Annotated in this window: 19 protein-coding genes, 1 tRNA gene and 1 other annotated feature; of the genes, 14 read left to right on the top strand and 6 right to left on the bottom strand. The window is 47.3% G+C overall.

The window, feature by feature from the left end; translation table 11 throughout:
* Window positions 1-2 precede the first annotated feature (2 nt).
* The 6 genes from argJ to argF are packed head-to-tail and all read left to right on the top strand — an operon-like array spanning window position 3 to window position 8,104.
* Window positions 3-1,220, top strand: a complete 1,218-nt coding sequence (gene argJ / locus KNQ06_RS14945) for a bifunctional glutamate N-acetyltransferase/amino-acid acetyltransferase ArgJ (RefSeq protein WP_215148686.1) — start codon at window positions 3-5, stop codon at window positions 1,218-1,220.
* On the top strand, window positions 1,217-1,990 hold the full coding sequence (gene argB / locus KNQ06_RS14940) for an acetylglutamate kinase (protein WP_058265752.1): 774 nt from the start codon (window positions 1,217-1,219) through the stop codon (window positions 1,988-1,990). Before argJ ends, argB begins: the two co-directional genes overlap by 4 nt.
* Window positions 1,956-3,101, top strand: a complete 1,146-nt coding sequence (locus KNQ06_RS14935; RefSeq protein WP_214725302.1) for an acetylornithine transaminase — start codon at window positions 1,956-1,958, stop codon at window positions 3,099-3,101. Before argB ends, KNQ06_RS14935 begins: the two co-directional genes overlap by 35 nt.
* Complete coding sequence (locus KNQ06_RS14930) at window positions 3,098-4,156, top strand: carbamoyl phosphate synthase small subunit (RefSeq protein WP_214725300.1); 1,059 nt, start codon at window positions 3,098-3,100, stop codon at window positions 4,154-4,156. Before KNQ06_RS14935 ends, KNQ06_RS14930 begins: the two co-directional genes overlap by 4 nt.
* A complete protein-coding gene (carB, locus tag KNQ06_RS14925) occupies window positions 4,146-7,178 on the top strand; it encodes a carbamoyl-phosphate synthase (glutamine-hydrolyzing) large subunit (protein WP_215148684.1) in 3,033 nt (1,010 codons plus the stop codon). Before KNQ06_RS14930 ends, carB begins: the two co-directional genes overlap by 11 nt.
* Window positions 7,175-8,104 (top strand): ornithine carbamoyltransferase, encoded by a 930-nt coding sequence (gene argF, locus KNQ06_RS14920; RefSeq protein WP_214772533.1) that lies wholly within the window; start codon window positions 7,175-7,177, stop codon window positions 8,102-8,104. Before carB ends, argF begins: the two co-directional genes overlap by 4 nt.
* Before the next feature lie 53 nt (window positions 8,105-8,157).
* Here argF and KNQ06_RS14915 read toward each other — a convergent pair whose 3' ends face one another.
* Entirely contained in the window at window positions 8,158-8,967 is an 810-nt protein-coding gene (locus KNQ06_RS14915) for an MBL fold metallo-hydrolase (protein WP_058265756.1), read from the bottom strand.
* Between the two features lie 153 nt (window positions 8,968-9,120).
* Window positions 9,121-9,194: transfer RNA gene (locus KNQ06_RS14910), tRNA-Gly, on the bottom strand.
* A 169-nt stretch (window positions 9,195-9,363) separates the two neighbouring features.
* Between KNQ06_RS14910 and KNQ06_RS14905 the strand changes: the two genes are divergently transcribed.
* Both KNQ06_RS14905 and KNQ06_RS14900 read left to right on the top strand, forming a co-directional pair.
* Window positions 9,364-9,909, top strand: coding sequence for an imm11 family protein (locus KNQ06_RS14905; protein WP_244290094.1), 546 nt, complete (start codon window positions 9,364-9,366; stop codon window positions 9,907-9,909).
* Window positions 9,906-10,325, top strand: coding sequence for a hypothetical protein (locus KNQ06_RS14900; protein WP_023467229.1), 420 nt, complete (start codon window positions 9,906-9,908; stop codon window positions 10,323-10,325). The genes KNQ06_RS14905 and KNQ06_RS14900 overlap by 4 nt, the downstream gene beginning before the upstream one ends.
* A 70-nt stretch (window positions 10,326-10,395) precedes the next feature.
* Here KNQ06_RS14900 and KNQ06_RS14895 read toward each other — a convergent pair whose 3' ends face one another.
* Window positions 10,396-11,352, bottom strand: coding sequence for an alpha/beta fold hydrolase (locus KNQ06_RS14895; RefSeq protein ID WP_082202576.1), 957 nt, complete (start codon window positions 11,350-11,352; stop codon window positions 10,396-10,398).
* Between the two features lie 16 nt (window positions 11,353-11,368).
* Complete coding sequence (locus KNQ06_RS14890) at window positions 11,369-13,048, bottom strand: formate--tetrahydrofolate ligase (RefSeq protein WP_215148682.1); 1,680 nt, start codon at window positions 13,046-13,048, stop codon at window positions 11,369-11,371.
* A 166-nt stretch (window positions 13,049-13,214) separates the two neighbouring features.
* On the opposite strand from KNQ06_RS14890, the gene KNQ06_RS14885 reads away from it, so the two are divergent.
* The 5 genes from KNQ06_RS14885 (at window position 13,215) to KNQ06_RS14865 (ending at window position 17,460) form a co-directional block, all read left to right on the top strand.
* Window positions 13,215-14,102 carry a carbohydrate ABC transporter permease gene (locus KNQ06_RS14885; RefSeq protein WP_023467232.1) on the top strand — a complete coding sequence of 296 codons (888 nt, stop codon included), beginning with the start codon at window positions 13,215-13,217 and terminating at the stop codon, window positions 14,100-14,102.
* Entirely contained in the window at window positions 14,099-14,986 is an 888-nt protein-coding gene (locus KNQ06_RS14880; RefSeq protein WP_058703664.1) for a carbohydrate ABC transporter permease, read from the top strand. Before KNQ06_RS14885 ends, KNQ06_RS14880 begins: the two co-directional genes overlap by 4 nt.
* Window positions 14,987-15,130: 144 nt before the next feature.
* Window positions 15,131-15,378: a binding site (T-box leader), on the top strand.
* Window positions 15,379-15,444: 66 nt separating this feature from the next.
* The gene (gene asnA, locus KNQ06_RS14875) at window positions 15,445-16,419 is read left to right on the top strand and encodes an aspartate--ammonia ligase (protein WP_215148680.1); all 975 of its coding nucleotides are present in this window, start codon (window positions 15,445-15,447) and stop codon (window positions 16,417-16,419) included.
* Window positions 16,420-16,586: 167 nt separating this feature from the next.
* Entirely contained in the window at window positions 16,587-16,808 is a 222-nt protein-coding gene (locus KNQ06_RS14870) for a hypothetical protein (RefSeq protein ID WP_058703665.1), read from the top strand.
* A gap of 16 nt (window positions 16,809-16,824) precedes the next feature.
* Window positions 16,825-17,460: a DedA family protein gene (locus tag KNQ06_RS14865; RefSeq protein ID WP_149426856.1), complete on the top strand. Its 636-nt coding sequence runs from the start codon at window positions 16,825-16,827 to the stop codon at window positions 17,458-17,460.
* Between the two features lie 59 nt (window positions 17,461-17,519).
* On the opposite strand, the gene KNQ06_RS14860 is transcribed toward KNQ06_RS14865, so the two are convergent.
* Window positions 17,520-18,980, bottom strand: coding sequence for a potassium/proton antiporter (locus KNQ06_RS14860; RefSeq protein ID WP_058703667.1), 1,461 nt, complete (start codon window positions 18,978-18,980; stop codon window positions 17,520-17,522).
* Window positions 18,981-19,168: 188 nt separating this feature from the next.
* Between KNQ06_RS14860 and KNQ06_RS14855 the strand changes: the two genes are divergently transcribed.
* A complete protein-coding gene (locus tag KNQ06_RS14855) occupies window positions 19,169-20,449 on the top strand; it encodes an ABC transporter substrate-binding protein (protein WP_149426857.1) in 1,281 nt (426 codons plus the stop codon).
* Window positions 20,450-20,506: 57 nt separating this feature from the next.
* On the opposite strand, the gene KNQ06_RS14850 is transcribed toward KNQ06_RS14855, so the two are convergent.
* A complete protein-coding gene (locus KNQ06_RS14850) occupies window positions 20,507-21,799 on the bottom strand; it encodes an NCS2 family permease (protein ID WP_149426858.1) in 1,293 nt (430 codons plus the stop codon).
* Between the last annotated feature and the right edge of the window lie 101 nt (window positions 21,800-21,900).

The raw sequence follows: 21,900 nt of genomic DNA, 5'->3' as shown, positions 1-21,900 counted from the left end.
CTGTGTGGCAAGTACAAGTAGAGACCCCATTGACGATCACGACACCGAAGGGATTTCAAGCATCGGGAATACATGTGGGTCTGAAACGAAAGCGAAAGGATTTAGGTCTGATCTGGTGTGAAGCAGGAGCAAGCGCTGCAGCTGTCTATACGACGAATCAGGTGCAAGCAGCACCAATCACTGTGACGAAACAAGCGATTCAGGTGTCACAAGGACGTATTCATGCCGTCCTCGTCAACAGCGGGAACGCGAATGCGTGTACAGGCGAACTAGGGTTATCCCATGCGTATATGTCGCAACAAGCGATGGCGAAAAGTTTAAATGTTGCTCCAGAACAAGTCGCGATTGCTTCAACAGGGATCATCGGTCAACCGTTAGCCATTGATACGTTACTGGCAGGTATTCCACAGCTGATGCCTACAAATGACAAGGAAGCCGCGGATGATTTTGCTCATGCGATCCTGACGACCGATACTGGTACGAAAACAGCTGGTCAACAATACATGCAAGGGGATATCCAAATTTCAGTCTGTGGTGTGGCAAAAGGGTCAGGGATGATTCATCCGAACATGGCGACGATGCTTGGTTTCTTGACGACCGATACAACGATTGAACCGGATGTCTTACAGACACTGTTGCGTCGGACGATTCATCGTACGTTCAACTGCATTACCGTAGATGGAGACAGTTCGACAAATGACATGGTCATGATTTTAGCGAGCGGAGCTGCAGGGGGCGCAACGATCGTTGAAGGCACGGACGAAGCGTTAGCATTCGAACAGGCGATCGAAACGGTCTGTCAAGATTTAGCGAAACAGATTGCGCGGGACGGCGAAGGCGCGACGAAGTTGATCGAGGTGACGGTAGCGGGAACACAAACCGATGAAGTAGCACGAATGATCGCCAAACAAGTCGTCGGATCGTCTCTCGTCAAAACAGCCATCTTTGGGGAAGATGCGAACTGGGGGCGAATCATCGCTGCTGTCGGAAGTATCAAGGAGCCACTCGATGTATCAAACGTTGACATCAAAATTGGTTCGCAGTGGGTGTTGCAACAGAACATGCCTGTCTTATTCGATGAAGCAGTTGCATCGCAGGAACTGGCACAGCAGGATGTACAGATTCACATTGATTTGCATGATGGAGTAGGACAAGGACACGCTTACGGCTGTGACCTGACGTACGATTACGTCAAAATCAATGCGAGTTACCGGACATGACGAAACGAAAAGTCATCAAACTAGGTGGTAGTGTGTGGGAGCAATTGGATGCGCAGTATTTCGAGGAATGGAAAGCGTGGGTCGAAACCGGTAACGAATTATTGATCGTCCATGGAGGTGGTCCTCTTCTATCGAGTTACTGTGAACAAGAGGGAATCAAACCCGTGTTTCGAAACGGTGTCCGTGTAACGACGGATGGGGTCTTACTCGGGGCGCGACGGATCTTAGCAGGGGAAGTCCAATCCGGGATCGTTCAGCAGTTGAATCAAGCGGGGATTCCTGCCGTCGGGATGAGCGGGTTAGACGGAGCAAGCGTCCATGGTAAAAAAGTCAAAGGACTCGGGGCAGTCGGTCAGATCACGCACATTCATCCACGATTATTCACGGTGTTGAGTACGAATGGTTATGTGCCTGTCGTCACATCCCTTGTCACAGGAGAACAAGGTGTATTGAACAGTAACGGGGACGCGTGCGCCATTGCTGTCGCGAAGGCTTGGTCTGTCGACCGATTTGAATTGTTGACGGATGTTGAGGGTGTAAAAGTAAACGGTGACTATCAATCAGAAATCACGTCTGCAGCCATCGAAGCTGCGATAGCGTCGGGAGAAATCTACGGGGGAATGATTCCGAAGGTCGAAGCGATGATGCAGGCCACTCAGCATGGTATTCCAGAGGTCGTCATTCGGTCTGGGAAAAATGCGTTAGCTGCAGGGACACGAATCAAGGAGGAATTACATGAGTGCACTACTACCCACTTATCAACGTACTGATGTGGAATTGGTCAAAGGACAAGGGTCGATTGTAGAAGATGCGACAGGAAAGACGTATCTGGATTTCATCATGGGAATCGCTGTATGCAACACAGGACACCGTCATCCTTATATTCAGCAACGGCTAGAGGAACAATTGAATCAAATTTGGCATACGTCGAATCTGTTTCAAATCGCGGCACAAGAGCGGGTCGCCGAGCGACTGACGGAAGACAGTCATCTCAGTCATGCCTTCTTTTGTAACAGTGGTGCGGAAGCAAACGAGGCGGCGTACAAACTCGTTCGAAAATGGACAGGGAAAACGGAAGTCGTCACATTTAAACAATCTTTCCACGGGCGGACATTTGCGATGATGGGCGCAACAGGACAGGAGAAAATCAAAGCGGGATACGGTGAGATGGTGAATGGCTTCAAACATCTATCGTTTAACGAGATGGAGAGCCTATCAGCGATTACGGAGCAAACTGCTGCCGTATGGCTCGAAATCATTCAAGGAGAGGGCGGAGTCGTCGTCGCCGACGATGCGTGGCTAGAAGCGTTGATGAAGAAGGCGCAACAATACGATGTCAAAATCATCGTCGACGAAGTACAGACCGGCATTGGTCGGACGGGATCTCGTTTTGCATTTGAGCAGACACCCCTCGTACCGGATATCATCACTCTTGCGAAAGGACTTGGAAGTGGACTCGCGGTTGGTGCGTTACTCGCGACGGAGGAGGCGGCGGAAGTATTCACACCTGGATCGCATGGTTCGACCTTTGGTGGAAATCCACTCGCGATGACAGCTGCGGAAGCAACACTTGACCTCTTGTTAAATGACACTGTCATGGCAGACGTTCAAGGAAAAGGCGAATATTTACGTCAACAACTAGAAAATAAATTACCCAAGTCGATCGTGAGTTCTATTCGTGGACGTGGCTTGATGATTGGTATCGAGTGCACGATGCCTGTTGCACCGCTGATTGACGCTTTGCGTGAGAATGGTCTTCTCGTCGTCTCGGCTGGGCCTCATGTCATTCGCTTATTGCCATCATTGTTCGTAACGGAACAGGAACTCATGCACGCCATCGAAAAAATACAACTCGTTTGTCAACAGGAGGTCATCGTATGAAACAATCCGGAAAACTAACGCTTGCGAACGGAACGACGTTTACCGGTTCGTGGCAAGGAACAGCTCCAGTCAAAGGAGAGGTCGTCTTTTTTACAGGAATGACAGGATATCAGGAAGTCTTGACGGATCCATCTTATCAAGGACAAATTCTTGTCTTCACATACCCGTTGATCGGTCAATACGGTATTCAAGTGGAAGCGTCAGAAAGCAACCAGATTCAAGTCGCTGGTGTCATCGTTCAAACTTTGGCTGAGGACGGGGAAGGAACATCGCTCGCGAGTTGGTTGGGTGAAGCAAATGTGCCGATTTTGTCGGGAGTCGATACGCGTTCTCTTGTGCATCTATTACGGACGGAAGGCGATCAATTCGGTGACATGACGCAAGTAGATATGACTGTCACTGCCTCAATCGACACAGCATACATCGCTTCCGTATCAACGACTTCAAACATCGAATACGTACCGGAAGTCGAACAGGGGCACATCGTCTGTATCGATTACGGTGTGAAACAATCGATGATCGATGCTTTGCTTGAACGCCATATGCGTGTAACGGTCGTGCCATATAATACGACACCGGAACGGATTCAAGCGCTGGCTCCAGATGGTCTGCTGTTTTCCAATGGACCTGGTGATCCAACACAATTAGACCCGTTCCTTTCAGGAATCCGTGAACTGGCGACGAGCTATCCGACACTTGGTATTTGTATGGGACATCAGGTTCTCGCTCATGCCTTCGGCTGTACCTTATTAAAACAACATCACGGACACCGAGGAGCGAATCATCCTGTACGTCATCTAGCATCCGGACAAGTGTTCATGACGTCTCAAAATCATGGTTATGCCGTTGATGTAAAAAGTATCGAAGCGTCTGAGATGGAACTTGCGTACGAACACATCAATGATGGATCCGTTGAAGGATTGATTCATCCGGTACTACCGATCATGACAGTCCAATTTCACCCAGAAGCGAGTCCAGGACCGACAGAGGCGATGGTCGTCTTCGATCAATTCGTAAATAGCGTATTACATCAGGAGGTAGCATATGTGGGATAAACAGAAAGTACTCGTCATCGGTTCGGGTCCGATCGTCATCGGGCAAGCAGCAGAATTTGATTATTCCGGCACACAAGCCTGTCAGGCGCTTCGAGAAGCGGGATGCGAGGTCATCTTAATGAATTCGAATCCGGCTACTATCATGACGGATCCGAGCACGGCAGATCATGTCTATATTGAGGCGATGACTCTTGAAAAAGCAACGGCCATCATCGAACAAGATCGACCATCCCATCTCCTAGCGACGGTCGGTGGTCAAACGGCACTCAATCTTGCGATGTCACTCGAAGAAGCAGGCGTACTTGAACAATACGGTGTCGAACTTCTAGGAACTTCGCTTGAGACGATCCGAGACGGAGAAGATCGTGAACGATTCAAGCAAAAGATGATCGAACTCGCGCAACCGCTCCCGGAAAGTCAAACGATCGAGTCGTTAGCAGAGCTTGAGGAATTCATGGCAGTACACGGGGTACCACTCGTCATCCGACCAGCCTTTACGCTCGGTGGAACGGGCGGCGGAATCGCAGTGACGAAGGACGAGGCACGTCTGTTAGCGCAGAACGGCTTACAAGCGAGTCCGATTTCACAGTGTTTGGTTGAAGTGAGTATCGCTGGCTATAAAGAAGTCGAATACGAAGTCATGCGTGACAGCGCAGATACGACGATCATCGTCTGCAACATGGAAAACATCGATCCTGTCGGTGTCCATACCGGGGACTCGGTCGTCTTTGCACCGATTCAGTCGATTTCGGATCGAATGAATCAACAATTGCGGACGGAAGCGCGTAAAATCGTATCGCATCTCGGTGTCATCGGTGGATGCAACATTCAATTCGCAATCCATCCGACGGAAGAACGTTATTTCGTCATTGAAGTCAATCCGCGTGTCAGTCGTTCTTCGGCACTTGCTTCCAAGGCGACGGGATATCCGATCGCAAAATTAGCGACACGTCTTGCGCTCGGTGAGCGACTCGACGATTGCATCAATCCTGTCACGAAGGAAACGATGGCGAGCTTTGAACCAACGATGGATTATATCACGGCAAAAGTGCCGTGTTTCCCATTCGATCTATTTACCGGCAGTAACCGGACGCTTGGAACACAAATGAAGGCGACGGGTGAGAGCATGGCGATGGGGAAGACGTTAGAAGAAGCGTTACAAAAGGCGTGGCGCGGTGCAGGAGTCGAGCAATCGCCTCTTTATCCGACATGGATGAAAACAGCGGAGGCTGACGTATTGTGGAAAGAAATAAAGGCGCCGACGGACCGTCGCTTGCTTGCGATGCTCGCGCTACTCGATCGCAAGGAGACGACCGTCGAAGAACTCGTTGAACAGACGAAAGTACAAGCTTTATTCGTCAAAGTGCTTCAACGCCTCGTCGAGCAGCAACAAAACATCGATGTATCGAATGAAAGTTCTCTGAAACAGACAAAAATGATGGGCTTTACGGACGAACAAATTGCCCTTCTGACGGGCGTTAGTGCTGTAGACATCGAGCACTCACGTAAAGAAAAAGGCATCCTTCCTGTCTATCACATGATTGATACATGTGCGGGAGAGTTCAAGAGTGCGACTCCTTATTTCTACGGAAACTGGAGTGGTCAAACAGAAGTCACAGCATCGACGAAAAAGAAAGTCGCTGTCATCGGTGCGGGACCCATTCGGATCGGTCAAGGAATCGAATTTGATTATTGTTCCGTTCACGCGGTACGTGCATTACAAGCATCCGGTTACGAAACAATCATGATCAACAATAACCCGGAGACCGTCTCGACCGACTTCGAAGTCGCAGATCGCCTGTATGTCGAGCCGTTGACACTTGAAGACGTCATGCATGTGCTAGAAGCAGAGGATTGCCAAGACGTCTTAGTCCAGTTCGGAGGACAAACGGGGATTGCGCTTGCGTCTGGTTTGGAGAATGCCGGTTATCATCTTCTCGGAACGACGGCAGATGTCATCGATCAAATGGAAGACCGTGAGCGGTTCTATCAATTTTTAGATGACATTGGTATCGATCGTATTCCAGGACAAGAAGTGGCGACGCACGAACAAATGATAGAAGTCGCAACAACGATCGGTTACCCGGTCATGATTCGTCCTTCCTATGTCATCGGAGGTAAGGGAATGCATATCATCCACGATCAAGAGCAATTAGAGACGATCGTTTCCGAATTAGCATTCCCGGTCCTCGTGGATGCCTACCTCCAAGGAAAGGAAATCGAAGTCGACTGCATTACGGACGGAACAACGACGTACGTTCCGATTTTGATGGAGCAATTGGAACAGGCAGGAGTTCACTCTGGAGATTCGACGATGATTCTGCCACCTGTATCGCTCAGCGCTACCGTTCAGCGCGAAATCGAGCGAATCGCACAGATGATCGGGCAACGAATGGATTATAAAGGAGCGTACAATATCCAATTCGTCTTGCATGACGATCAAGTCTACGTGCTGGAAATCAATCCGCGTGCCTCCCGAACGTTACCGATCGTCGCCAAAGTAACAGGTCAACCGATCTTGCAGTGGGCAGTTCAAGCTGCGGTCGGTCAAGCGGTCGCACTACCAACGGAACAGACGAAACTTGATTTCCATGCCGTCAAGACTCCTGTTTTTTCAACGTTGAAACTACAGGGCGTCGATCCGAAAACAGGTCCTGTCATGCGTTCGACAGGTGAAACGCTGCAATGGACGACAGACGGACTGGCGCTGGAACGTTTTATCTTTGACGAAACGACGAAACGACATTTGACGACAAGAGACGTCATCGTTGCTGGAGCAGACACAGAGGCTTTCGGAACGGGTGTAGCATTAGATGAAACGATTGACTGGGCACAATGTGCGATTTTCTATTCGCACGTGACAGAAGAAAAAGCGAGTCGCGAAGCAGCGCTTGTTGCCGGGGTACAAGTTCTGACAGAACCTGAACTAGCACATTATCATCTACAAGCGACAGAAAAGTCCCCTTATGCTGTGAAGCCACTTCATACATGGACAGAGCCAATCAAGGAGGAAGTAAAATGAAGACGATGCAACAACTAAAGCATTTCTTGACGATGGCGGAACTGACGCCGGAAGCACTGACGGAGCTGTTGGCACTCGCGAAAGACATCAAGCATCAGCCGAGTGTCTACCAAAACGCATTAAGCCATAAAAAAGTGGCCTTATTGTTTGAAAAGGCATCGACGCGAACACGTCTATCGTTTGAGGTGGGTGTCGTCGAACTCGGTGGACATCCGATCGTGCTAAGTGGAGCAGATATGCAAATCGGGCGGGGGGAGCCGCTCTCAGATACGATTCAAGTTATGAGCCGTTACGTCGATGCCCTGATGATTCGGACGTTCGGTCATGAGATCGTCGACACGCTTGCGGCACATGGTACGATTCCAATCATCAATGGATTGACGGATCTACACCATCCGTGCCAAGTCCTTGCTGACTTGCTGACAATCGAAGAGACATTTGGAACACGATCCGGAAAGATTTTGACATATATCGGGGACGGAAATAACATGGCACATTCGCTGATGATTGGTGGAGCGCTCAGTGGAATGGAAGTTCGCATCTGTGCGCCGGAGGCGTATGCTCCTGATCCACAAATCGTTCATGAGGCACAAGTCATTGCGAAGGAAACGGGTGGAAACATCATCGTCATGACGGATCCTGAGGAAGCAGCGAGTGGTGCAGACGTCGTGTATACGGATGTCTTCGCGAGTATGGGACAAGAAGAAGAAGCGACGATGCGTCTGCAAGCATTTGAAGGATATCAGGTTAATGCCAATATTATGAATCAAGCAAATGATGAAGCTATTTTCTTGCATTGCCTTCCGGCGCATCGCGGGGAGGAAGTCACGGAGGACGTCATCGATGGCAAGCAATCGGTCATCTTCGATCAAGCTGAGAATCGCCTCCACGCACAAAAAGCGTTGCTCGTCACATTACTTGGATAACCATAAAAGACTCGGTCGCCAATTTGGCGACCGAGTCTTTTGGTTGAGCGAAGTTAATCATAATGGCGTCGGGCTAATCGTTCTTCTTGTTCTTTTTTGACTTGTCGCTTATTTTTTTCATGCAGACGTTTCATAAAAGGGGTCGTTTGCCAAGACGGAGCCCAGTCGGATTCTTTTCCGGCACGGAGGGCAAGAATATAATCATAGCTCTGATGAAGTCGTTCGATCATCTCTGTTCGGACATCACAAATGTGACCGTGTCCGGGAATCAAGAGTTTGACTTCATATTCATAAATGAACGACTCGAGTAACTCGAGCGTCGTCAAATACTCAGAGGAATCGTGTTCGATCAAGGGGATTTCAACGTCTGAAGCGTAATCGCCGCAGACTAACAAGTGAAGTGGCATGACGATGAAGGAAAGATGAGTCGCTTCATGACCGGGCGTCAAAAAGAAGATTAACTTCGTTTGTCCGATCGTTAAAATCGTCTCAGACTCATGGATGACATGTGTCACGTCTGGGAAAAGGACGGGAGAATCAATATAGAATTCATCATTAAAATCTTGGACGGCTTTTAGCGCTTCTTGTCGATCGACATCGATGAACGGTTTCGAAGCAATGACGATGGCATCCGTAAAGGCATAGGCACCTAAAATATGATCGAAATGGGCATGCGTATAGACGACGTATAATGGTCGTTCGCGACGCACGATTTCGACGTCTCGACGAATCGTTGCAATCTCATCGGGAAGCCAGCCAGGGTCGACGACGATCAGACAATCAGGCGTCTCGATTAATGTCGAAGTCGTTTTCATGAGTGTACTTTGATAGATCGTCACGCCGGGCATTTTCATCTGAATCATATCGAATCCTCCTTTACGAATCTCTATCTATATCGTTGTATACCCATAAATTCGTTGGAATCATCAGCAGAATCAATAAAAAAGACGACTCGCACGTCGCGAGTCGCCTGCCCTCTAGAGGGAAATGGTCCTAGACCTATGTTATGTCATAATTGGAGCGGGTGAAGAGAATCGAACTCTCGTCATCAGCTTGGAAGGCTGAGGTTTTACCATTAAACTACACCCGCGTATTGGCTACATGAAATATAGTAGCATAGCAAAGAGTGCATTTCCATAACTTTTATGAAAAAAAGCAATTTCTTTTAAGATTCGGTGTACAATAATACTAGTTAATCGTTTCCAATGGTAATCTTGATTTGCAATATGGGTAAAGTTGGGTAGAGGAGAGAGTGTCTGGTGAATGAAGTGCGAGTTTGGAGCGAACAGTCGATGGGAAAAGGATGGAAGGCGATCTGTCACCATCAATTCGATCGTCATCGCTTATTGATAGGAGAGTGGTTCCATAACGTAGGTGTACTTGCTTTTTCCATCAATCAAGATGCGGATTTGCTACCGGATGTCCTTCCAAACACATTCGATCTGCCGCTCGTCTCGGAACGTGTGCAACGCGTCATTGCAGCATACGCGCCTTTTTCTGTACAATGTCTCAAGGTACATCTTGAGACGAAGGACGGAGTGGTTCCGTACTATCTTCTCAATCTCTTATCTGTCAGTCGGATCGAACATCTACATACGACGGATGTATTCCGTCCGGTCCCGAGACGACGCGTCTATTTTTTGACAGAGCGACGAATCAGCGATTCGATTTGTCCGCATCATCTTATGCGAGATGAGCGCACGCATCGCATGTTCGTCTCTGCTCAACTCGCTCGACAATTCGAGCGTATGGCTGTGACGGGTATCCGCTTTGAAGAGATACAACGAATGGAGGAATTCAAATGAAACAGTACACAGTCGATCATTGGATCACGCTAGAATATCCAAAGGTATTCGAATATCAAGAAGAAGAGACATATGTCAGTTTTTATTCGACGGATGAAAATGCAATGGGTACGCTCCAATTATCCATTTATGAGTCCGATTCAGAAGAATTGACACCGTATGAGGCGGCGGAACAAGAAATCAATCTGTTGGTGGAAGAGTTCGGCATCGAACTAACAGGAGCACTTGAAGTCCGTCGTAATTCAACAAAAGAAGCGTTGCTTGCAGTAGATGGGAAAGAAGAAGATATCTTCTTACGGATCTACGCGTATTCGGACGGGGAACGGTTAGTCTTATTGACGTACTCCGCAGAACGCGAGACGCTTGAAATCGAAGAAATCGAAGCAATGATTTCTTCACTGACTTGGATTCAATGAAGGATACGATATAAAAAAAGGCAACGGATCACAAGGATCCGCTGCCTTTTTTTATATCGATCGATGTGGCTTAAGAAGAACGGGAAGATGACTGTTTAGCTGCAGGATTGACTTGTTTATTCAACCAGCTCGCGATATCGGCAAAAACGCGGATGCGTTCGAACTCATGGAAGAGCTCATGACGTAACCCTCGATAAATCGTCAGCTGTACAGCATCGACACGGACACGATTATACATATCAAATAAATGATGGATACCTTTTCCGTCGAACGCGACCGCGTCATCCCCACCAGCAAGCAATAAGAGGGGTAAGTGACGTGGATGCTGATAGACGGAAGCAAGTGCGTTGACGAGCTTCGTTGCATGCAAGAGTTCGTGGAAGAACCCAAGCGTGACCGTTTGACCGGACAATGGATCTGCATCATAGCGCATGACGGATTGAGGATCCGAAGAGAGCCAAGCATTTTTAGAAAGTGCTGGGAAGAAGCGTAAGTTATACCGTCCGAACACGAGTTGTCCAAACCGTTCAGCAGGGTGTGTTGCTGACAGCTGATGGATTTGACGTTCGACGAGTTTTTGACTGACATCACCGAGTAAACCTGTACTCGTCGGGGGGCCACTCGCGATGATTCCGGCTACCGTATGACCGAGTGTTTGACCGATCCGGCGAGCGATCAACGAACCAAAACTATGACCAAAAATGAACACCGGTAACGTCGGATAACGCTCTTTGATGTCAGAGACGAGTTCTTCTGCGTCCTGCATCAATTGTTTAAACCCTTGATTCGGCTCGAGGTGTCCAAGTGTTCCAAGCTGTGCTGCTCGGGTTCCGAAACAGCGTAAGTCTGCGATGATCGTATGGTAATGATGCGCATAGAGGAATTCTGCGAATTCCTCATACCGTGCGCCATGCTCCATCATCCCGTGAAAGACGATCACGACTCCTTTAGGATCATGGGCTTCGAGGCTATGCAATGTCGTAGTATAGCCGTCAGAGGCTATCCAATGTGAATGATCAATCGTCATGTAACTCATCCTCTCATCAAGAAAGTCCGAATACCTGTCCGTCTTCCGAAACGCCCATATGGATGGCGGCAGGAACTGCGGGTAATCCTGGCATCGTTAATACATTCCCAGTCAATGCAACGATGAACCCTGCACCAACCGATGGTCGGATTTCGCGGACCGTGATTGTGAAGTCTTCGACACGACCATAACGAGCAGGGTCATCGGTTAAAGAAAATGGTGTCTTTGCCATACAAATCGGTAACTCATTCAATCCCATCTCCGTACACCGTTCGAGTTCGCGAAGCGCTTTGGCTTCAAAATGAACGTCGGCTGCACCGTAGACACGCTTTGCGATACGCTCGATCTTTTGACGAAGCGGTAAGACGTCAGGATACAGTGGGCGGAACTGGCTCGGTTCCTCAAGAGCTTGCATTACTTCCGTGACGAGTGCTTCGCCGCCAGCCCCCCCTTTACTGAAGACCTCACTTTCCGCGACACGAATATTACGATCCTGACACCATTCTAGGATCATGTTACGTTCTGCTTCCGTGTCAGTGAAGAAACGATTCAAGGCAACGACGGCAGGGACGCCGAACAGACTCATCGTCTCGACGTGTTTTTCAAGTAACGCAAGACCATCTGTTAAGGCAGCGAGATTTTCTTCGCTGAGTTGCGTTTTGTCGACACCACCATGCATTTTCAAGGCACGAACCGTAGCGACGATGACGACGGCATCCGGGTGGAGTCCGCCAATCCGTGATTTGATGTTGAAAAACTTTTCGGCACCTAAATCAGCTCCGAATCCTGCTTCTGTGACAACGTAATCGCTTAGCTTCAGTGCAGTTTGCGTTGCAATCAAAGAGTTACAGCCATGTGCGATGTTCGCGAACGGTCCACCGTGAATCAGTGCTGGTGTTCCTTCGACGGTTTGAACGAGGTTCGGACGAAACGCATCTTTTAGAAGTAACGTCGCAGCTCCTGACGCCTGAATATCTTTGACCGTAACCGGCTGTTGATCGTACGTATAGGCGACGACGATGCGACTCAAGCGTCGTTCGAGATCCGTGATCGAGTCTGCTAGACAGAGGACCGCCATGATCTCGGAAGCGACCGTGATATCGAACCCATCTTGACGCGGCACGCCATGAGCAGGACCACCAAGACCAATCGTGACTTGGCGCAAGGCACGGTCATTCAAATCAAGAACGCGTTTCCAGACGATACGACGCGGATCGATGCCAAGGATGTTACCTTGATGCAGGTGATTGTCGAGCAAGGCACTGATTGTATTATGAGCAGATGTGATCGCATGCATATCGCCTGTGAAATGAAGATTGATCTCTTCCATCGGTAGGACTTGGCTATAGCCACCACCACACGCGCCACCTTTTAAGCCCATCGTCGGACCGAGTGAGGGTTCCCGTAAACAAATCATCGTTTTATGGTTTGCCCGATGCAACGCCTGTCCGAGTCCGACAGTGACGGTTGATTTTCCTTCACCGGCGGCTGTCGGATTGATGGCAGTGACAAGGATCAATTTACCGTCAGATTTCGTTGCCAATCGGTTCAACAGTCCGTCTGTCAACTTCGCTTTATACTTTCCGTACGTATCAAAATCCTCTTCTTGCAAACCAATTCGGTTCGCAATTTCTCGAATCGGGCGTAAGACGGTTTGTTGTGCGATTTCTAAGTCTGAACGAATGGTCTTTTCCATGGTATCGACTCCCTCTTTGATTGGATCTCTCTTTTTTCTAATAGTAGCGTATCTAGTGCGAACGCGCCAAAAGAAAACGTTCAATATTTTCCACCCAATGGGTCAAATGGTGACGTGTTCAAGTGTTAGAGAAAGACGTACTGTAGAGTGGAGGAGGGATGAAACAATGACATCTGGACAAAAGAAGTGGAAACGCGGTCTTGATTTTTGGCTCTTCGTCGGACCGGTCTTTCTTGTATTCGCAGTGATCGTGCTTGTACCGTTTTTCAATGGCGTCATGTATTCGTTCACGGATTGGAACGGTGTAACCGGAGAATTAAATTGGATCGGCTTTGATAACTATGTCCGTCTCTTTACGAGTGACGAGCAGTTCCAGCAGTCATTTTGGTTGACGACGAAATATACGGTCGTTGCCGTCATCTTAACGAATGTCGTTGGTTTCATCTTGGCGTTCTTATTGACACAAAATATTCGCACGCGTAATTTCTTACGAACGATTTTCTTCATGCCGAACTTGATCGGTGGGTTGATCCTCGGGTTCGTTTGGCAGTTCATCTATGTCAAAGGCTTCGCATCGATTGGTGAATTGACAGGGTGGAGTATATTTGAACTTCCATGGTTAGGAGATGCCCGGACAGGATTCTGGGGTATCGTTATCGTTTCGATTTGGCAAGGTGGCGGTTACATCATGGTCATCTATATCGCAGCTCTACAAAATGTGCCACAAGAGCTGATTGAAGCAGCAAAAATCGATGGTGCTAATCGTCTCTCGACGTTACGGAACATTACGTTGCCACTGATCATGCCGTCGGTCACGATCTGTTTGTTCTTGACGATTTCATGGTCCTTCAAGTTATTCGATACGAACTTATCCCTAACGAATGGTGGACCATTCAAATCGACCGAAATGCTTGCTTTAAACATTTATAAAGAATCGTTTACGAACAATAATCTTGGACTCGGGTCAGCGAAAGCGATCATCTTCTTCGTTGTTGTCGCCGCGATTACAGTCACTCAAGTCTATCTGACGAAAAAACGGGAGGTGGAAGCATGAGTACGGCACAACCGTTACCCACTCCGCAAGAGGAGAAACCGAAGCGCTCTAAAAAGACGAGAGGTCGTTATTCATTCCGTCTTGGAACAGTCGAACTGGCAGCCTTATTGATGGGGCTTCTGTATATGATTCCGTTTTATTACGTCGTCTCGAATTCATTCAAGACGCAGGGAGATATCTTTACGAATACATCGGGTCTACCAAAAGAATGGATGACGTCCAACTATTCGGAAGCATGGGAAGCCATGAACTTCGGAAAAGTCTTTTTAAACTCCGTCATCATTACAGTCGGCGCTAACGCGGTCATCATCATCTTTTGTTCGATGGCGGCTTGGAAACTCGTCCGGACGAAAACACGCTTGTCGACGATCATCTTTTTCTTATTCGTTGCCGCGATGATCATTCCATTCCAATCGATCATGATTCCCTTATCGAAACTGTCTGGTGATCTCGGATTGCAGAACAGTTATTGGGGATTGATTCTGATGTATCTTGGTTTTGGATCTGGATTATCAATCTTCTTATACCATGGATTCATGAAGTCGATTCCTGAAGAAATCGAGGAGGCGGCCATCATTGATGGTTGTTCACAATGGGGTGTATTCTGGCGTATCGTGTTCCCATTACTCAAACCGATCACGGTCACGATTATCATCTTGAACACGCTTTGGATTTGGAATGATTTCCTACTGCCATCGCTGATGTTACGAGACGTCGATTTACGAACGATTCCACTCGCGACGTTCTATTTCTTCGGTCAGTATACGAAGCAGTGGGACTTAGCACTTGCCGGACTCGTCCTCGGGATCATTCCGTTATTGTTGTTCTTCTTTGCTTTGCAAAAACAGATCATTCAAGGAATTACGAGTGGGTCGATCAAATAATTTTTGTAAGCGCGTTCTCGCTTCTGCGAGAACGCTTTTTTCATGATTCACACGTCAGATTAATCTGACAACTTTTATTTTTTTTGAAAAAAAGTCTTTTCAAACACTTGCGACCTGTTGTACGATGTTCTCAATTCAATTGTAACAACGACGTTGAAGGGAAGAGTAACACCTTGTACGACCGTATAGCGAGCTGGGGATGGTGAGAGCCCAGTCGGAAGCAAGATGCGAAGAACCTCCCGGAGTCGCTACCCGAACCCGAATGTCAGTAGGCGTAGCCGGAGTTGCCTGTCCGTTATCATATGGCCGAAGATGAAGTGATTCGTCTTTTGAGTGAGCAACATCGTTGCTAACATGGGTGGTACCGCGGAACCGAGTCTTTCGTCCCATATTCTTGGGAAAGAAGGGCTCTTTTTTATGGCTTCTTTTTCAAAACACAATTGAGGAGGAACACCACCATGACAACACTCGTATCGATGAAACACACACAGGAAGCTATCACACTCGTAAAGAAACGCTTTGAAGAACGCTTTTCGACGACACTCGGATTGACACGTGTCGAAGCACCATTGTTCGTAGAAAGCACACTCGGTGTCAACGATCATCTAAACGGCGTAGAGCGCATCATTCGCTTCGATGCCTTGGACCACACAGCAGACCTTGAAATCGTACAATCTCTTGCAAAATGGAAGCGTCAAGCGCTTCATACGTATGGATTTGAAGCAGGAGAAGGCTTATACACGTTGATGCATGCGATTCGTCGCGATGAGATGCTGGATGCGACACACTCTATTCACGTCGATCAGTGGGATTGGGAACGTATCATTACGAAAGAACAACGGACGAGTGCTTATTTACAAGAAACGGTACAAGCGATCTATGCAACGATTCGTCAAGTTGAGCAAGAAGTGGAAGCGGAATACGGCATTTCAGCGATCTTACCGGAAACGATTCATTTCATGACGACGCAAGAGCTAGAGGATGCGTATCCGACACTTTCGACGAAAGAACGTGAAACAGAAGTCACGAAAGCATATGGCGCAGTTTTCCTCATGCAAATCGGTGGCGCACTGGCTTCAGGTGAGAAGCACGATGGTCGAGCGGCTGACTACGATGACTGGACACTCAACGGTGACATTTTAGTACACCACCCAGAAATCGGAGCATTCGAATTGTCTTCAATGGGAATTCGCGTTGATCGTGAAGCACTTTTAAAACAGACAGCGATTGCTCAAGAAGAGGATAAATTGGCGTTCCCGTTCCATCAAGGTGTGCTCGAAGAGCGTCTACCGTTAACGATGGGTGGAGGAATCGGTCAATCCCGTATGGCGATGTTCTTATTGAAAAAACGTCACATCGGTGAAGTCCAAGCTTCTGTCTGGTCAGAAGAGACGCGTAAAAGTCTCCAAGCGGAAGACATCCACTTGCTCTGACATATATATAGTAAGAAAGCGTCAAAACAGGATGCTTTATAAAGCAAAGGGCATGCTTCGATTCAGAAGCGTGTTCTTTTTTTAGGTTCGTAAGACCTCAGGCGGAGGAAAGACGTGTCGATTCCTGATAGAATGGGGATAACAATAAATAAGAAAGAGGTGAAGACATGTCTTCTTTATTGATCGTAGGATTACTCATCCCTGTATTATTCCTCGTATTCCTTTGGTTCAACATTAAAGGATTACGGACGATGTGGCGGGATTATAAACAGACAGGCTCAATCGTTGCACTCGGTTTCTTCATTGTCGGGATTATCGGAATCTTCACAGGCGTCTGGACGACGTTAGTCGTCATCATTTATTATCTCCTCCGTCCAGCGAGAGGATGAACGGAGGGTTACTCGTATGTTGGAATGGTTGTTTTCAGCCGGAGAATCCAATCTCTGGCTGTTTTTAGGAATTATGATCGTTGGTCTTGGAACAGAATTGATTCCGGCAGAAGTGGGCTTACCGTTGCTCGGTCTATATGTGTCGAACGGAACGGTCAGCTGGACAGCTGCTGTTCTGGTCGGTTTTTTAGGAAGTCTGATGGGCGCGACGGTCTTTTATCTTCTAGGTCGTTATGCAGGTCGTCCGATACTTATCCGGTACGGCAAATGGTTACTGATTAAAGAAAAAGAAATTGAGCAAGGGGAGCGCATCGTCGGGAAATACGGAACATGGTCTGCTTTGTTCGGCCGCTTTTTCCCCGTCGTGCGCTCGGTCGTCTCGATTCCGTGTGGTTTGTTTGGTCTTTCGTTCAAGCGCTATTTACTCGCTTCAAGTATTGGACTTTTTCCGGTTTCCTTCTTTTACATCTGGGTCGGTGAACGATTCGGAGTAGAACGTGCTGAATCCATGCTAAAAGGATTAGAACAGGAGTTATGGTGGATCTTAGGTGGAATCGTCGTGATTCTTGGTGGATACGTTCTCTACCGTCGTGCTAAAGCGAAGCGTAAAGAACAGAAGCAAGACACACAAACGAAACAACAAGATTCATGAATATGTAAAAAAACAACGCAGTGGATCTTCAGGATCCACTGCGTTGTTTCATGAACAGATCAAGCGGGAGGAAACAGGAATCGCTTCAGTGTCTTGATCCGATGTTTTGGGGTAAGGAGTAGTAGCTGATCATTGCCTTCTAGGGCAGTGTCTCCACGTGGTGTAATGATTTGATCATCACGGATGATGGCCGTGATCAAAAATTCCTGAGGCAAATCAATCTCTGAGATCGTCGTTCCAATGAATGGATGGGACATCGGTAACGTCAATTCAATGATTTCCGCATTCGGTTTACCGATTGACATGAATTCAATGACGGTATGGATAGCAGTAGTCTGTGTTTCGTTCAGTCGTAACCGCTCGGAAAGGAACGTCAACATACTTCCTTGAATTAGCGTTGATAATAAGACTGTGAAAAACACGATATTGAAGATCATCGATGCATTCTCGATATCCGCAACGAGAGGATATGTCGCGAGAATGATCGGTACCGCTCCTTTTAGACCAGCAAAAGAAATGAAAACCTTCTCTTGCCACGAATAACGAAACGGAAGAAGACTCACCCAGACTGACAAAGGACGAGCGATGAAAATTAAGATCAGCGCCAACGCAATGGAAGACAGGATGACCTGGACATCGAGCAATTGTTTCGGAAAGACGAGTAGACCGAGCACGATGAACATTCCGATTTGGGCAAGATGCGCCATACTCATCGTAAAACGGACGAGTGTCTGTCGGTAGACGAGTTCATGATTACTGATGTAGATCGCTGTGACATAAACGGCTAAAAATCCACTGGCATGGAACGTATCAGCTAAACCGAAAGACAGGAAAGCAAACGACATGAGCATGATCGGATAAAAGCTAGAAGAGGACAAATCGATCCGATTGATCAAGGTCGAAGCTGCCCATCCGATGAACAAACCAATCAGAAGTCCCATCGCCATTTCCCAAACGAGTGATCCAAGTCCCGATAAGAGCGATGCTTCTTCAGGGTTTGTCACGAACTCAAGGAACAAGACAGTCAAAAAGACGGCCATCGGGTCATTCGTACCGGACTCAACTTCGAGTGTTGATCCGACTTTCCGTCGAATCGGCTGACCACTCAAGACAGAAAAGATAGCAGCGGCATCCGTCGAACCAACGATTGCCCCGAGTAAAAAAGCATTCGCCCAACTGAAGCCCAGAATATAATGGGAAGCAACGGCAACGATGGATGTAGCGATGAAGACCCCGAACGTCGCAAGCGAGAGGGAAGGGGCTAATTCATGACGCACTTCCTTCCAAACCGTTTGCAGACCACCCTCGAATAAGATGATGATGAGGGCGACGGTTCCAAGAAGCTGAGCCAGTTCTGCATCGTCAAAACGAATGAACCCCGTAATGTCGCTTCCAGCAATCATACCAAGGGCGATAAAAATCAGTAGAGCAGGAATATTCAGACGACTTGATAACTTCGTCGTCCAGACGGCAGCAAACAGCAATATACCAATCAATAAAATCGTGAGTTGCAAGGACATGGCATCAAACTCCTATTCATAAAAGAATCTCTAGTTTCATGATACAACAATTCCGATGAAAAGACTCGGATAACGATTGTTCAATATTTTCCACCACACCGGACAACTTTCTCTCTCTTCATTGCAAGCGTTTTCATTTATTGTGAAGATGTAGCACGAAATGAAACGAAATCAGGGAGGGAATCCGAATGCGTAAAAGAAGATGGGCAGCATTACCTGTCGTCACGACGGCGATGGTCGTCGCTTTGGCAGCATGTGGTGGCGGTACATTGAATAGCGATGACTCGAAAGATAGTGGTTCAAAAGACGGTAAGACGCTCAACGTATTCCAATTCAAGGCTGAAATCGCAAAAGACATGGAAAAGATGGCAAAAGCGTATGAAAAAGAAACCGGAACGAAAGTCGTCGTGCAAACAGTCGGTGGTGGATCGGACTATGGCGCGGCTCTGAAATCACAGTTCGCTTCAGGTAATGAACCAGATGTCTTTAACAACGGTGGCTTTACGGAAGCAAAGACATGGCAGGATAAGTTAGAAGATTTGTCAGATGAAAAGTGGGTCGGCGATCTAACGGATCTATCAAAAGAGCCAATGACGATTGATGGTAAATTGTATGGTATGCCAATGAACCTTGAGGGGTATGGCTTTATCTACAATAAAGATATCTTCAAAAAAGCTGGTATCACGGAACTTCCGAAAACATTAACTGAATTGACGGAAGCTTCAAAGAAGCTAAAGGCAGACGGGGTGACGCCATTCTCGATTGGGTACGGGGAGTGGTGGATTCTCGGTAATCACCTGTTGAACATTCCGGTCGCACAGCAGGATGATCCAGATCAGTTCATCGCAGACTTGAATTCTGGAAAAGGAAAGTTCGAAGATAACAAACAGTTCAAGGATTTCATGAATCTATTTGATTTAACGATTGAGTACGGTAATAAAAATCCGTTAACGACGGATTACAACACACAAGTTTCCCAATTTGCTGAAGGTAAGACAGCGATGCTTCAACAAGGGAACTGGGCACAACAATTGATTACGGACGTCAATCCGGACATCAACATGGGCTTCATCCCGATGCCGATCAATGATGATAAAGAAAAAATGGACCGTCTTCCTGTTGGCGTACCAAACAACTGGGTCGTCAATAAGAACTCGAAGAACAAAGCAGAAGCGAAAAAATTCCTCGAGTGGATGGCGACGTCTGAGACAGGAAAAGACTACATGGTCAATAAATTTAAATTCATCCCTGCCTTCAAATCAATCGAAGCGAAGGATCTAGGACCGCTTGCAGATGATATTCAAGCGTACTCGAAAGACGGAAAAACGATCTCATGGAACTGGTTCAAGTATCCGGATGGTGCTGTAAACGAGTTCGGAGCGATCATGCAAGCATATGTTGGTAAGCAAAAAACAGCTGACGAGATGCTGCAGGACTTCACGAAAACATGGGATAAAATGAAAAAATAAGAAGTGATTCAAAAAAACATGCCTGTTCCGATTAACTGACGGAACAGGCATGTTTTTTTATGATAAGAAGAATAATTGGATGAAGAAGAGAAGCGCGAACACATAGATGAGTGGATGGACACGCTCTTTTTGGATAGCTTTCATGATTGGATAGACGATGAAACCGAATGCGATACCGGTTGCGATGCTACCGGATAATGGCATGATCAAGATGACGAGGAAAGCCGTGAAAGCTTCGCTGAAATCATCCCATGGAATCTGTTTGATATTTTGAATCATGAAGGCACCGACTAAAATCAATGCTGGCGCAGTAATCGCAGGGACGCTCGAAATCGATTGAACGAACGGTCCAAAGACGGCAGATAATGCGAATAGAATCCCGACCGTCACGGATGTGAGTCCAGTCCGTCCACCAGCAGCGACACCCGCTGCAGATTCTACGTAAGCGGTTGTGGGACTTGTTCCGAACAATGAACCAGCGACCATCGCAGTCGAATCAGATAATAGGGCACGTTCGCTGTTTTTCAATGATCCATCTTCTTCAATCAATCCAGCCTGTTCTCCGACAGCGACCATCGTACCTGTCGTATCAAACATCGTCACGAGAACGAAGGAGAGGACACCGCTGAACAGACCGTATTGGAACACGTCTTGAATGGCGTTGAACGGATTCGTGATGATCAATCCTTCTGGTAAAGTCGGTAACGCAACGAAGGAATCGGAAAACTTCAATTCACCTGTCAGGAATGCAATCAATCCAGAGAGAATCATGGCATATAAAATAGCACCTGGTACACGTTTGATCGTCAAGATGGCTGCAACTAATAGTCCGATGAGTGTGATCAATGCTTCTGGTGACGTCAATGCGCCAATCGTGACGAGTGTATCTTCACTAGCGATGAGAATTCCTGACATCTTGAGACCGAGTGAAGCAATGAAAAGACCGATTCCACCTGTGATCGCAAGCTTTAATGTCATCGGAATGATTTCAATCAGCTTCGTACGGATTGGTGAGAGTGATAACAATAAGAAAATGACACCAGCAACGAAAACAACTGAGAGTGCTGTCTGATATGGAATCTTCTCACCAACGACAAGTGTATAAGTAAAATACGCATTGAGTCCCATTCCGGGTGCGACTGCGATTGGTAGATTCGCATAAAGCCCCATCAGGAGCGTACCGATCAATGTCGCGATGATCGTCGCAGAAAATGCTTGGGCTTGGGGGATACCGGCATCTGCTAAAATCGTCGGATTGACTAGCAGAATATATGCCATCGTAATGAACGTCACGAATCCAGCTTGGATTTCACGTTTTACGGTTGTTTGATGTGCGGCAAGTTTAAACATGGGTAAAAGGACCACCTTCATAACAAATTGATTAAAAAACGAACATTGATGATATTATAGTAAAATTCATTCGGAATCAAGTCGAAACAAAAAAGAATTTT

This window comes from Exiguobacterium sp. s91, from assembly GCF_018618915.1.
Taxonomy (GTDB): domain Bacteria; phylum Bacillota; class Bacilli; order Exiguobacteriales; family Exiguobacteriaceae; genus Exiguobacterium_A; species Exiguobacterium_A abrahamii.
Note: the sequence above shows the minus strand (reverse complement) of the source record. Positions and strands in the feature narration are given on the sequence as shown.